Raw genomic sequence first — 13514 nt, 5'->3', positions numbered from 1 at the left:
TTATTGCGGATTCTAGCAGAAGCCGCTACCGCAAAAGGTTGGCGTTACGTGCCATAGGGCGTTAATGTGCCTCAATTTAACACATGACTGCTCAAACGGCAGTCAAACGTCGCTGAAATTCACATTTTATTCACTATTAGTGCCAGGACATTAGCCATGCTTAAGCCAGACAACCTGCCCGTTACATTTGGCAAAAACGATGTAGAAATTATTGCACGAGAAACACTTTATCGCGGCTTTTTTTCATTAGATCTTTATAGATTTCGTCATCGTTTATTCAACGGGCAAATGAGTCATGAGGTCCGGCGGGAAATTTTTGAACGCGGTCACGCCGCAGTCTTGCTACCCTTTGACCCAGTGCGCGATGAAGTTGTACTGATTGAGCAGATACGAATCGCCGCGTATGACACCAGCGAAACGCCCTGGTTACTGGAAATGGTTGCCGGGATGATTGAAGAAGGTGAGAGTGTGGAAGATGTTGCCCGTCGCGAAGCGATTGAAGAGGCGGGACTAAAAGTGAAACGGACCAAACCGGTGTTAAGTTTCCTGGCAAGCCCAGGCGGCACCAGCGAGCGTTCGTCAATTATGGTGGGCGAAGTGGACGCCACGACCGCAAGCGGTATTCACGGTCTGGCTGATGAAAACGAAGATATTCGCGTTCATGTGGTAAGTCGGGAACAGGCATACCAATGGGTAGAAGAGGGGAAAATCGACAACGCAGCGTCGGTCATCGCTTTGCAATGGCTGCAACTGCATCATCAAGCGTTAAAAAATGAGTGGGCATAAATGAAGCGTTACACACCTGACTTTCCTGAAATGATGCGCCTGTGCGAGATGAACTTTTCACAATTGCGCCGTTTGTTACCGCGCAATGACGCACCCGGTGAAACTGTAAGCTATCAGGTGGCAAACGCACAATATCGGCTAACGATTGTGGAATCGACCCGATACACTACCCTGGTGACTATTGAACAGATTGCGCCAGCGATCAGTTACTGGAGCCTTCCGTCGATGACTGTGCGTCTGTATCATGACGCGATGGTGGCTGAAGTGTGTTCAAGTCAGCAGATTTTTCGCTTCAAAGCGCGGTATGATTATCCTAATAAAAAGTTGCATCAACGCGACGAAAAGCATCAAATTAATCAGTTTTTAGCGGACTGGTTGCGATACTGTTTAGCACATGGAGCGATGGCGATTCCGGTTTATTAGCGTCGTGAAACCTAAGGACACCATTTGGAAAGCCTGTTAACCCTTCCTCTGGCTGGTGAGTCCAGAGTCAGGATTTTACAAATTACCGATACTCACCTGTTTGCGCAAAAGCACGAAGCCCTGTTAGGGGTGAACACCTGGGAAAGTTACCAGGCGGTGCTGGAGGCGATTCGCCCACACCAGCACGAATTCGACCTGATTGTCGCGACAGGTGATTTAGCGCAGGATCAAACGGCTGCGGCCTATCAGCACTTCGCTGAAGGCATCGCAAGTTTTCGTGCGCCCTGCGTCTGGCTGCCGGGCAACCATGATTTCCAGCCTGCGATGTACAGCGCGCTACAGGACGCGGGTATATCTTCAGCGAAACGCGTGTTTATCGGTGAACAGTGGCAAATCCTGTTGCTGGACAGCCAGGTGTTTGGCGTACCGCACGGTGAGCTAAGCGAGTTTCAACTCGAGTGGCTGGAACGTAAACTGGCTGATGCGCCAGAGCGCCATACCTTGCTTTTGCTGCATCATCATCCGTTGCCTGCGGGCTGTAGCTGGCTTGACCAACACAGTCTGCGTAACGCGGGTGAACTGGATAACGTGCTGGTGAAGTTTCCGCACGTCAAATATCTGTTATGCGGCCATATCCATCAGGAACTGGATCTCGACTGGAATGGTCGTCGCCTGCTGGCAACGCCATCGACCTGCGTGCAGTTTAAGCCGCACTGTTCCAACTTCACGCTGGACACTATCGCGCCCGGTTGGCGTACGCTGGAACTCCATGCCGATGGTACGCTGACCACAGAAGTACACCGCCTGGCAGACTCCCGTTTCCAACCAGATACCGCTTCAGAAGGTTACTGATGTCGACGCTTCTTTATTTACACGGTTTCAATAGTTCGCCGCGTTCTGCGAAAGCGAGCTTGTTGAAAAACTGGCTGGCGGAACATCACCCTGACGTTGAGATGATTATTCCGCAGTTACCGCCGTATCCTTCCGATGCGGCAGAACTGCTGGAATCCATTGTCCTGGAACATGGCGGCGATTCGCTGGGTATTGTCGGTTCGTCACTGGGGGGATATTACGCCACCTGGTTGTCGCAATGTTTTATGCTGCCCGCAGTGGTGGTAAACCCGGCGGTGCGCCCGTTTGAACTGCTTACTGACTATCTCGGTCAGAACGAGAACCCCTACACCGGGCAGCAATATGTGCTAGAGTCTCGCCATATTTACGATCTTAAAGTCATGCAGATTGACCCGCTGGAAGCGCCGGATTTGATCTGGCTGCTGCAACAGACGGGAGATGAAGTGCTGGATTACCGCCAGGCGGTGGCGTACTACGCTTCCTGCCGCCAGACTGTTATAGAAGGCGGCAACCACGCATTTACGGGCTTCGAAGATTATTTCAACCCGATCGTCGATTTTCTTGGTCTGCACCATCTCTGACGATCAACTCGAATTACTAACTTAAACCATGACGCAAACTTATAACGCTGATGCCATTGAGGTACTCACCGGGCTTGAGCCGGTTCGCCGCCGTCCGGGGATGTATACCGATACCACTCGCCCTAACCATTTGGGGCAAGAAGTCATTGATAACAGTGTGGATGAAGCACTGGCCGGTCACGCAAAACGCGTGGACGTTATTTTACATGCTGACCAGTCGCTGGAAGTGATTGACGATGGCCGTGGGATGCCGGTGGATATTCACCCGGAAGAAGGTGTTCCGGCGGTAGAACTGATTCTTTGCCGTTTGCACGCGGGCGGTAAATTTTCTAACAAAAACTACCAGTTCTCTGGCGGTCTGCACGGCGTGGGGATCTCGGTGGTTAACGCCCTGTCGAAGCGCGTAGAAGTTAACGTGCGCCGCGATGGTCAGATTTATAACATCGCCTTTGAAAATGGCGAAAAGGTGCAGGATTTGCAGGTTGTTGGTACTTGCGGTAAACGCAACACTGGTACCAGCGTGCACTTCTGGCCGGATGAAACTTTCTTTGACAGCCCGCGCTTCTCTGTTTCCCGTCTTACACATGTGCTGAAAGCCAAAGCGGTACTGTGCCCGGGCGTTGAGATCACTTTTAAAGATGAGATCAACAACACCGAACAACGCTGGTGCTACCAGGACGGTCTGAATGATTACCTGGCGGAAGCGGTAAACGGCCTGCCGACGCTGCCGGAAAAACCGTTTATCGGTAATTTTTCTGGCGATACCGAAGCGGTGGACTGGGCGCTATTGTGGCTTCCTGAAGGTGGCGAACTGCTGACCGAAAGCTACGTCAACCTGATCCCAACGATGCAGGGCGGTACGCACGTTAACGGTCTGCGTCAGGGGCTGCTGGACGCGATGCGTGAGTTTTGCGAATACCGCAACATTCTGCCGCGCGGCGTGAAGCTGTCGGCGGAAGATATCTGGGATCGCTGCGCCTATGTGCTGTCAGTAAAAATGCAGGATCCGCAGTTTGCCGGGCAGACCAAAGAGCGTCTCTCTTCGCGTCAGTGTGCGGCATTCGTTTCGGGCGTGGTGAAAGATGCCTTCACCTTGTGGCTGAACCAGAACGTTCAGGCGGCTGAACTGCTGGCGGAGATGGCGATTTCCAGCGCCCAGCGCCGTATGCGTGCGGCCAAAAAAGTGGTGCGTAAAAAGCTGACCAGCGGCCCGGCACTGCCTGGCAAACTGGCAGACTGTACCGCGCAGGATCTTAACCGTACCGAACTGTTCCTTGTGGAAGGGGACTCTGCAGGCGGATCTGCCAAGCAGGCGCGCGATCGTGAATATCAGGCGATCATGCCGCTGAAAGGTAAGATCCTTAACACTTGGGAAGTTTCTTCCGACGAAGTGCTGGCCTCACAGGAAGTACACGATATTTCGGTAGCGATCGGTATCGATCCTGACAGCGACGATCTTAGCCAACTGCGTTATGGCAAGATCTGTATCCTGGCAGATGCTGATTCCGATGGTCTGCACATTGCCACGTTGCTCTGCGCCTTGTTTGTAAAACACTTCCGTACGCTGGTGAAACATGGTCACGTATATGTAGCGTTACCACCGCTCTACCGCATTGACCTTGGTAAAGAGGTCTATTACGCCTTGACGGAAGAAGAGAAAGAGGGCGTGCTCGAACAATTAAAACGCAAGAAAGGCAAGCCAAATGTCCAGCGTTTTAAAGGTCTGGGTGAAATGAACCCGCTGCAACTACGTGAAACCACGCTCGACCCGAACACTCGCCGTCTGGTGCAGTTGACCATCGACGATGAAGACGATCAGCGTACCGACGCGATGATGGACATGCTGCTGGCGAAGAAACGCTCAGAAGACCGCCGTAACTGGTTGCAAGAGAAAGGTGACATGGCGGAGATTGAGGTCTGATGATCTTCCCGTCAGGAGAATAAAACATAGCCCGGTATACACGCGTATACCGGGCTTTTTTTATCAAAATTCCATTTTCACTGTGAATTGTACTTCACGCGGATCGCCAATCTGATTACCCAGATTATTTGTGGCGATGGAAGAGGTGTAATACGTTTTATCAAACAGGTTTTTGACGTTTAATTGCAGAGTGACTGGATACTGCAATTTCATTTTGTATGCGGCGAAGGCATCAGCAACAAAATAGCTTGGCAGATAATAGTCAGCCCCATTGGTTGCCGAACGACGGCTTACGCCATGTCCGCCACCGCCAAACGTTAGTGTGTTATTGCCAGGCATGTTATGAATGTCATAGGTCAGGAATAGCGAACCGGTATGACGAGGAACATTCGGCAATGGTTTTCCTGCATAATCAGGATCTTCCAGAACCTTAGCATCGGTATAGCCGTAGCTGGCAATGATATTAATGTTTTCTGTTAATGCTCCTGCAAGGTCGACTTCTACCCCTCTTGAACGAACGCGGCCCGCCGTTTTGGCGATGGTTTCATCACCAATACTTTCGGTATACAACACGTTACGTTTATGGATATCAAACAGCGCAATATCTGCGGTTATACCATCGAACAGCTCGAATTTTGCCCCGACTTCGTAAGCATTAGATGATTCCGGTGGAAGATCGCCGATGTAGCTGGCAATTGACGATTGCGGCATAAATGTTTGCGAATAATTCGCAAATAAGGATACCGATGGCGTCAGTTTGTAGACTAACCCCAGTTTGGGCGTCCATTGTTCATCGCGGCTGTCAGTATTGACATTAAAAGGACGGCCTTTACCCGCATATTGCGTGTAATACTGATAGCGGAGCCCGGCGACAGCAATCCAGTTATCTGTCAGATAGAGCGCATCCTGTACATAAGCTGAGTAGCTCTCCTGTTTGATCGTCTGATCGCTGTCCGACGCCGAAACCGTTGTGCATTTGCTGGTATTGCCATAAACAGGGTTGTAGATATTGAAATCTTTAGCGTTTTTACAGCGAATCATATCTGTGCGCAGAAGATCATAATATTCATATGACACCCCACCCAGAATCTCATTATAGAATCCAGCAATATCAACATTCCCTTGCAGATCCGCACGAGTAGAATGCATACGCTGGGTAGATCCCTGAGTTGCATCAACACGCCGTGTCAGCGTTCCTGTCGTTGCATCATACGCGGTAACACGAGCCTGATTATCGCTGTATTTATCCTGGCTGTAGCTGTAATCAAAGCGCGCTGTCCACTGGCTATTGAGATGATATTCTGCGTTGAGTTGCGCCAGATCGGACTGACCATCTGTAATATTAAACGGTTCGTCGAAACGTATTTTTCGATCAACGTTGACGGGCTGTTTCGTCGTAAGGTCGAAAATCGTTCCACGATCGAACGGCGTTTTATAATCCCGATGTGAATAGAGCATGGTTACTGTTGCATTATCACCAAACCAGGTGAGTGATGGGGCAATAAATGTGCTGCGCTCTTTACCGAAATTCCGCCAGTAATCTTCATCTTGCACTTCCCCCGTCAGGCGATATGCCAGCTGAGTACCTTCAATGGGGCCTGTGATATCCAGTTGCCCAGTGCCTCCGCCAAAACTGGAGGAAGTGGCTGAGACAGTACCATGGAATGTTTTTTCCGGGCGCTTTGTCACGACGTTAATCAGTCCGCCAGGATCGAGAATGCCATACAGCGTGGAGGCCGGACCTTTTAGCACTTCCACACGTTCTGTTGCAGCGTTGAAGCTACGAGGAAGTACGGTTCGCAGACCATTGGTCATGATGGAGCCATCCCGGTTAGCACCAAACCCACGACGTACAAAGGCGTCCTGAGTTCCGCCTAATGTATTGGTCTGTACCACGTTACTGACGTTATAAAGCGCCTCATCCAGCGTCGTCGCATTCTGATTTTCCAGAACCTGATCGCTAACCGTATTGACCACCTGCGGGATATCCAGCATCGGCATATCGGTTAATGTCGCCGTGGAGGTGCTCAGGGGTTGATAACCATCGGTCGCCTCAGTTGCGGTATTTGCATCCGCTGTAACAGTGATTGTTTCGCCATCTTTGGTCGTTACAGTGTCGGTTGCATGAATCATCGGTGCTGCAAAGAGCAGTGAAAAGAGCGCCCGACCTTTGATTCCTGAGAATGAAGGTGTGAACTTAGCCATTTAGTCTGTTATCCCAAAAACTCACGGATTGTCGCGAGTGAAAATTGTTTCTTGTTGCTCACTAAGCACTATCCGTTTGTTATTTCGCCATCGGATATGTAATTGAGAATCATTCAATCATGCGGTGATGTAGTAGTAAATGAGAAATAACAAAAAATTGCTACATGTGTTTTTATGAGAGGTTAATGCAATTAAATTGATATTAACCTGTTAATATTTAATGATTTTATTTTTATTTTTAAAAATATTTCACCTGTTGTTTACCTTGTTTTTGTATGGCTTTTAACTTCTTGACTACTACATTTTGTGGCGTCAAACTCTCAAAGGAGAATGAGTTTTATTTTTGTTTGTCTTTGATTAAGTTGGCGTACACGTGGCACATAACGCAAAAGGGCAGGGGCTGATCCTCGACAATGTTTCTGCCGGGTATCACAAGAAAATCATTGTTGATGGTGTTTCTTTCTCCGTTCCCACAGAAAAAATGACCGTTCTGGTTGGGGCAAACGGCTGTGGAAAGTCGACGTTGCTCAGCACCATTGCACGTATCTTGCAACCCATGGGCGGCGCGATATTGCTGGATGGTAAAGCGATTCACGAGCAACCAACGAAAGCGTTATCCCGCAGACTTGGGATCTTGCCGCAGTCGCCATTATTGCCGGAGGGCTTAACCGTTTATGAACTGGTGTCGCGTGGGCGTTTTCCCTGGCAAAATTTCATACGTCAATGGAGCGACGCCGATGAGCAGGCGGTAGAAGAGGCTCTGAAATTAACCGGTACGCAGGAGTTTGCACATTTACCTGTTGAAAAACTCTCTGGTGGGCAGCGCCAGCGTTGCTGGATTGCGATGGTGTTGGCGCAAAAGACGCCTTATATCCTGCTGGATGAACCCACAACCTGGCTTGATTTACGTTATCAGGTTGAAATTCTTGAGTTATTACATGATTTAACGCGTCATCACGGGCGTACTGTCGTCGTGGTGTTGCATGATCTGAATTTTGCCGTGAATTATGGCGATACGCTGATATTTTTACGCCAGGGGAAAGTGGTGCGTGTGTTAAATGAGGGGGAACATTGCACGCCTGAGCTGGTAAAAGCGGTTTTTGACGTTGATGTTCACGCATCAATAAATCCTCTGACGGGGAAACCGTTCTTCATGCCGTTTCGTGGTGTAGAAAAAGTATGATGCGCACGGGGCTGGTTACTGTTTTTTTCCTCGCCTTACTGTTGGTGGGATGCGTGGTATATCCAGGGATTGGTGCCCGATTTATTGCACCACAAACGGTGTTGCAGGCATTTCTTCATTTTGAACCGCAAAACTTCGATCACAACGTGATTGTAAGACTCCGTTTGCCGCGTTTAGCTGCAGCATTGCTCACCGGTGCTTCTCTTGGTGTTGCTGGTGCTTTGTTGCAGGCTGTCATTCGTAACCCATTGGGAGAGCCACATATTTTAGGCTTAAATGCCGGAGCCGCCCTCGCTGTCGTTGCCGCCAGCGCGCTTGGACTGGCCTTTCCGGTTGGACGCCCACTGCTGGCATCTGCGGGAGGCGCGTTATTGTTTCTGTTGATATTGCTGCTTTCCTCCGCAGGGCGTTCAGGGTTAACGCCAATGAAAGTCACCTTATGCGGCGTGGCGCTATCGGCGTTTGTTTCTTCAATAACGGCTGCAATCCTGATTCTTGACGAACAAACGCTGCTGGCGATGCGGACATGGCTAGCAGGTGATTTAGCAGGGCAGGATTGGGCGACGTTGGGTACGTCCGGCTGGTTTTCTCTGGGGGGATTTGTATTAGCCCTTTACCTCGCGCCCTCTCTTAATATGCTGGCTCTGGGCGATCGCATGGCGCAAGGTCTGGGCGTCTCGGTACTACGCACGCGAACATTCACCCTGCTTGCGATCGCGTTGCTCTGTGGCGCAGCCGTATCGATTGCTGGCCCCATTGGCTTTGTCGGCCTGTTGGTACCGCAGATTGTCCGGCGTCTGGTATCAGCGGATCTGCGCGTTCTGCTCCCTCTTTCAGTTTGTATCGGCGCCTTATTGTTATTACTGGCAGATATTATTGCCCGGACGCTTTTCACGCCCCATGAGTTAGCGACCGGTGTCATGACGGCGTTAGTTGGTGCGCCCGTTTTTGTCATTATGGCGACGAGGATGTTCAAATGAGTCGGATAATGAACGTCGGGCTACGCCCACTACGTGTTGGTAAGTTTTCGACGCTGGTACGCCCTAAAAATCTGGTGTTGCTTGGTGGGCTGTTTCTGTTTGCGGTTGGAATACTGATATTCGGTCTGATGCATGGCTCTTTCTCTATCCCGGCATCGGAAGTAGGGCGAGCGTTGTTTGCTCCAGAAAACGTAAGCACAGACGCACGTTATATTGTGCAGGATATTCGCTTGCCGAGAGTCATCATGGCATTGCTATGCGGAGCCATGTTAGGTATGGCGGGGGCAGCGATGCAATCCATTGCGCGTAACGGCCTTGCCGATCCCGGTTTAATCGGCGTCAAAGAAGGATGTAGCGTGGCGGTGCTGTGGCTGATCTTCCAGTTTCCAATGCTGGGAATGTTCTGGCGTCCAGTGGCTGGTCTTGCTGGTGGCTTGTTGGTGGCTTTAATCGTGATTTTTTGTGCGCGCGATATTTCCCGCCCGCGATTTGTTCTGATTGGCATTGGTGTTTCCTGGTTTTTCGCCGCCGGTATCGGTGTATTTATGACCACTGCAGATGTTCGAGATGTACAAACTGCATTGATGTGGTTATCGGGAAGCCTGCATGCAGCTAACTGGATGTTAGTCGGTATTTCAGCCTGTTGGATGTTGCCAGCCGCTCTTTTATTGCTGTTCACCGCCAGGACGGCGGATATCGCTCTGCTTGGTCATCAGGTTGCAACTGGGTTAGGGGTGAATAGTTCTCGTCTGGCGTTGTTACGTGTAGCCGCACCAATAATCCTGACAGCCGTCTGCGTTTCGTGTGTTGGTAACATCGGTTTTGTCGGATTGATAGCACCCCATGTATCACGTTTTATTCTACGTGGCGGGCAGACGACATTACTGCTGGGGAGCGCCGTATCGGGGGCGTTGTTAGTCATCCTGGCGGATAGCATTGGTCGTTTGGCTTTTTTGCCTTTGCAACTGCCTGCCGGAATCATTATTTCATTGATTGGTGGACCATTCTTTTTGCTACTGCTCTGGCAGCGCAGGAACAGTTTTTAACGGGAGTTATATGCGTTTATTTTTTTCTCTGCTGATACTGTTGTCATTTTTTGCCCGCGCGACAGAACCTGTTCAGGTGTTTACCGATGATTTAGGGCGCAAAGTCACAGTGCCCGCACATCCAAAGAGAATTGTCTCTTTACACGATCTTGATATCACTATTCCTCTGATTGAGCTTGGTGTACCTCCTGTCGCCAGCCACGGGCGAACACGGCCTGACGGTAGCCATTTCATTCGATCAGGCGCATTACTGACAGGTATCGACTTCGATAATTCATCGATCGCCTTCATTGGAACAGCCGACATTGATATTGAAGCGATTGTGGCGGCAAAGCCTGACCTGATCATCACAGAACCGACCCGTAATACGCCTATTGAACAACTGGAAAAAATTGCGCCCACGGTGAGCATTGATCATCTCAAAGGGGGCGCGCCAGAAATCTACCACAAGCTGGCAGAACTTACAGGAACGCAGGCGCAGCTGGCGATACTTGAACGCCGCTATCAGGCACAAATCAATGCGCTGAAGGCGACGCTGGACAGCCAAAAAATAACGGTATCGGTGATTCAGGCAAATCAGGGAAAAATTAATGTGATGCATAGCTATCATTCGCTGGGGCGGGTATTACGCGATGCTGGTTTTCGCTTTCCACCGCTGATTGAGAGCATTCCTGAAGGTGGGCGAATGGATGTGAGCGCGGAGCGTTTGCCTGAACTGGATGCCGATTTTGTTTTTGCAACCTGGCGCGGTGACACCGGTGGTAAACCTCAGGATGAGCTGGCAGCAATGGAAAAAGTCATGCCGGGGTGGTGTCAGTTTTTGACGGCCTGTCGTTCAGGGCGCTATGTGTTGATTTCTCGTGAAGAGGCGATTTCTAACTCCTTTGCATCTCTGGGGCTGATGGCTGCGCAGATACAATCACAAATTGCGGGACGACCTCTACCGGAGGCCAAATGATTCAGAAAGACAAAACGCGGGTTGATATTTATGGTGAGCGTTTTCGCACTCGCGCGAGTCAGTTAACGCCTGGGTTAAGAGCTGTCGCCAGCTACATTAATGAGCATCGTGAAGTGGTACTCGAGCAAACGGCGATGGAAATTGCGGCCACGTTGAACACTTCCGATGCCACAGTTATCAGGGCTATACAGGCTCTGGGGTTTGCCGGGCTGCGTGATCTGAAACGCACTCTGGAACAGTGGCTTGGTCCAGCCCTTAGTTCCAGCGAAAAGATGTCTACGACGGTGAGTAACTTGACGAGCGATGTTAACACCGCAATCGACTTTGTTCTTGAAGGGCATTTGTATACCTGTAATGTCCTGTCAGAGCCTGAAAACCGCCACGCGCTTGCGCAAGCGGTAGCGTTGTTGGTGCAGGCACGGCAAGTCGCAATTTTTGGCATTGGCGCTTCGGGGATTCTGGCGGACTATACCGCACGACTATTCAACCGCATAGGCTTGCCTGCCACGGCGCTAAACCGTACGGGTATTGGCCTTGCCGAGCAATTGATCGCGCTTCAGCGAGGTGATGTTCTGATCATGATGGCGCAAAAATCTGCGCATCGGGAAGGGCTGACAACGCTGCGTGAAGCGAGACGGCTGGGGATCCCTGTTATTTTGCTGACAAACGCGCTGGATTCACGTTTTAGCAAAGACGCCAGTATCGTGATTCATGTTCCGCGCGGGGATGAAAAGGGGAAAACGCCACTACATGGTACGGTATTGTTGTGCCTGGAAATGATTGTCTGGTCGGTGGCTTCCGCGATGCCGCAGCGTGCGGTTAAAACCATTAAGCGAATTAACGATTTCCATCGGGGTTTGAAAACGGGAAGAAAGAATGGCTAATCTGACCTGAGGCCGGTAGCAACACCGGCCTCTTTTCAGGAATGTTAAATCCCCGGTTGCAGGATGCGGATATTCATCTCCAGCACATCGCCTTTTACGGCCTCGCTGTACGCTTTCATGTGCGGGGTCTGCAAGTGCGCTTCAAGATGCGCGATGCTTTCCCACTGCTCAATCATCACGATAGAGTCCGGCGCCATAGACTGGAAACTCACGCCAGCAGCGCAATCCACCATCGGCGCATAGCCGTGGCAACCTTCTTCCTTCAGTACGGTTGGAACGATTTTAGCAAACTGATCCAATACCGCCTGACGGTGATGTTGACCAGGACGAGTACGGATTTCTGCGATTACTGTAATCATGGTTAACTCCTTCTAAAGCCAGAGCCCTAGTTAACCAAAAATCTCTACAAGATGCTTGCGATATTCTTCAGTATAGCGGGGAACATCAGGCATTTTTATCACATCATTAGCGATAAATGTCGGCAGCGGTTCCATACCCAGGAATTGGTTTGCTTTATGGAACGGCAGATACACGCCGTCAACGCCAACGCCGTGGAAGAATTGGTCTTTTTCGGTGAAGGCTTCCATTGGTGCGTTCCAGGTCAGGGAAAGCATATATTTTTTGCCCTGTACCAGGCCGCCAGAACCGTATTTTTTCGACGGATCTTTGCGGGTACGACCATCGCTGGCATACAGCGTGCCGTGACCTTCGGTGAACACATCATCGATATATTTCTTCACCGTCCACGGTGCGCCCATCCACCAGCCTGGCATCTGCCAGATCACCACATCAGCCCAGAGAAAGTTTTGTACTTCGGCTTTGACATCGTAGTCGCTGTCGGCGCGAACGATGCGGACATCATGCCCGAGGTCGCGCAGCGTGCCATCCGCGACTTCGGTCAGGGTGTCGTTCAGTTGACCATTGGAGTGGGCGAATTTTTTCGCGCCGTTGATAATCAGGATGTTGCTCATTTTTTTATCCTCAAGGTGAGACGTTTGCCGACTATAGTACGTCACAGAGCGGTGCGGTGAAATTAGCAAAATGTGCAAAGTCTTTTGCGAATTTTGCAAAAATTTGATTTTGCTCTGACTCACCGATGCAGGATAAATATTTTCTGAAAATGACAATACTGATAGCAATTTCTCATAATTCCCCTTGGTACAGGATTAACTTACAGGTTTGGTGCAGATTTTCTGCGAGCTGATAATTATGGCGTTGAAGGTCGAATAAGCAAAAATGAAATTATCAGCGTGTGATGCAGATAATTATAAATAGATTTACTGGAGGGTATCGAAAATCAGAGTTCAGATTGGACTTTTTTAGAGAGTGCTAACATATGTTAAAGCAGAAAATTCAAACAATATTCGAAGCTCTGTTATATATTATCCTTTCTTTTTGGTTGGCAAAAAATTTCTTTGCTTTCAATGAGTATGACTGGATGCTTGAGTCGGGAGACAATATTTGCAATATACCTTCCGTATCAGGCGAAGAACGTATATTACAAGCAGTGATAGCCGCGTTTTTTCTTCTGACGCCACTTATTATTATCATCTTAAGAAAACTCTTTGTGCGGGAAATGTTCGAGTTTTGGCTATATGTATTCTCGCTCGTTATTTGTCTGGTTTGTGGTTGGTGGCTTTTTTGGGGACAGCTTATATTTTGCTATTAAGAATATCTATGAGAGCTGTTTAAACG

The 13514-nt window shown here is 49.8% G+C and carries 14 protein-coding genes; 11 read left to right on the top strand and 3 right to left on the bottom strand.

What is annotated here, in order from left to right:
* The first annotated feature begins 156 nt into the window (after positions 1 to 156).
* Genes nudF through parE form a run of 5 tightly spaced genes read left to right on the top strand, consistent with a single transcriptional unit; the run spans position 157 to position 4563 of the window.
* Entirely contained in the window at positions 157 to 786 is a 630-nt protein-coding gene (nudF, locus tag FEK46_RS00955) for an ADP-ribose diphosphatase (protein WP_021564655.1), read from the top strand.
* Complete coding sequence (locus tag FEK46_RS00950) at positions 787 to 1209, top strand: DUF1249 family protein (RefSeq protein WP_000833390.1); 423 nt, start codon at positions 787 to 789, stop codon at positions 1207 to 1209.
* A 24-nt stretch (positions 1210 to 1233) separates the two neighbouring features.
* The gene (gene cpdA, locus FEK46_RS00945; protein ID WP_130218206.1) at positions 1234 to 2061 is read left to right on the top strand and encodes a 3',5'-cyclic-AMP phosphodiesterase; all 828 of its coding nucleotides are present in this window, start codon (positions 1234 to 1236) and stop codon (positions 2059 to 2061) included.
* Positions 2061 to 2642, top strand: coding sequence for an esterase YqiA (yqiA, locus tag FEK46_RS00940; RefSeq protein ID WP_000105733.1), 582 nt, complete (start codon positions 2061 to 2063; stop codon positions 2640 to 2642). The genes cpdA and yqiA overlap by 1 nt, the downstream gene beginning before the upstream one ends.
* A gap of 28 nt (positions 2643 to 2670) precedes the next feature.
* The gene (gene parE / locus FEK46_RS00935; protein WP_130210353.1) at positions 2671 to 4563 is read left to right on the top strand and encodes a DNA topoisomerase IV subunit B; all 1893 of its coding nucleotides are present in this window, start codon (positions 2671 to 2673) and stop codon (positions 4561 to 4563) included.
* A gap of 63 nt (positions 4564 to 4626) precedes the next feature.
* Here parE and FEK46_RS00930 read toward each other — a convergent pair whose 3' ends face one another.
* Complete coding sequence (locus FEK46_RS00930; protein ID WP_135559850.1) at positions 4627 to 6768, bottom strand: TonB-dependent siderophore receptor; 2142 nt, start codon at positions 6766 to 6768, stop codon at positions 4627 to 4629.
* Positions 6769 to 7141: 373 nt separating this feature from the next.
* On the opposite strand from FEK46_RS00930, the gene FEK46_RS00925 reads away from it, so the two are divergent.
* From FEK46_RS00925 to FEK46_RS00905, 5 genes are read left to right on the top strand one after another with little or no spacing between them, the layout of a single operon-like run.
* On the top strand, positions 7142 to 7951 hold the full coding sequence (locus FEK46_RS00925) for an ABC transporter ATP-binding protein (RefSeq protein WP_130261296.1): 810 nt from the start codon (positions 7142 to 7144) through the stop codon (positions 7949 to 7951).
* Positions 7948 to 8931, top strand: a complete 984-nt coding sequence (locus tag FEK46_RS00920; protein WP_135559849.1) for an iron ABC transporter permease — start codon at positions 7948 to 7950, stop codon at positions 8929 to 8931. The genes FEK46_RS00925 and FEK46_RS00920 overlap by 4 nt, the downstream gene beginning before the upstream one ends.
* Before the next feature lie 8 nt (positions 8932 to 8939).
* Positions 8940 to 9977 carry an iron ABC transporter permease gene (locus FEK46_RS00915; RefSeq protein ID WP_135559898.1) on the top strand — a complete coding sequence of 346 codons (1038 nt, stop codon included), beginning with the start codon at positions 8940 to 8942 and terminating at the stop codon, positions 9975 to 9977.
* A 10-nt stretch (positions 9978 to 9987) separates the two neighbouring features.
* Positions 9988 to 10935, top strand: a complete 948-nt coding sequence (locus tag FEK46_RS00910) for an iron-siderophore ABC transporter substrate-binding protein (protein ID WP_135559848.1) — start codon at positions 9988 to 9990, stop codon at positions 10933 to 10935.
* Entirely contained in the window at positions 10932 to 11819 is an 888-nt protein-coding gene (locus tag FEK46_RS00905) for a MurR/RpiR family transcriptional regulator (protein ID WP_000614953.1), read from the top strand. The genes FEK46_RS00910 and FEK46_RS00905 overlap by 4 nt, the downstream gene beginning before the upstream one ends.
* Positions 11820 to 11863: 44 nt before the next feature.
* Here the strand turns inward: FEK46_RS00905 and FEK46_RS00900 are convergent, their stop codons facing one another.
* Together FEK46_RS00900 and mdaB are read right to left on the bottom strand one after the other, a co-directional pair.
* Positions 11864 to 12178, bottom strand: coding sequence for a putative quinol monooxygenase (locus tag FEK46_RS00900; RefSeq protein WP_000633737.1), 315 nt, complete (start codon positions 12176 to 12178; stop codon positions 11864 to 11866).
* Positions 12179 to 12208: 30 nt separating this feature from the next.
* On the bottom strand, positions 12209 to 12790 hold the full coding sequence (gene mdaB / locus FEK46_RS00895) for an NADPH:quinone oxidoreductase MdaB (protein ID WP_000065430.1): 582 nt from the start codon (positions 12788 to 12790) through the stop codon (positions 12209 to 12211).
* Between the two features lie 365 nt (positions 12791 to 13155).
* Between mdaB and FEK46_RS00890 the strand changes: the two genes are divergently transcribed.
* On the top strand, positions 13156 to 13488 hold the full coding sequence (locus FEK46_RS00890) for a DUF2645 family protein (protein ID WP_130261292.1): 333 nt from the start codon (positions 13156 to 13158) through the stop codon (positions 13486 to 13488).
* Positions 13489 to 13514 lie beyond the last annotated feature (26 nt).

Origin of the sequence: Escherichia sp. E4736 (genome assembly GCF_005781225.1) — a bacterium.
In the GTDB taxonomy this organism is placed as follows: domain Bacteria; phylum Pseudomonadota; class Gammaproteobacteria; order Enterobacterales; family Enterobacteriaceae; genus Escherichia.
Note: the sequence above shows the minus strand (reverse complement) of the source record. Positions and strands in the feature narration are given on the sequence as shown.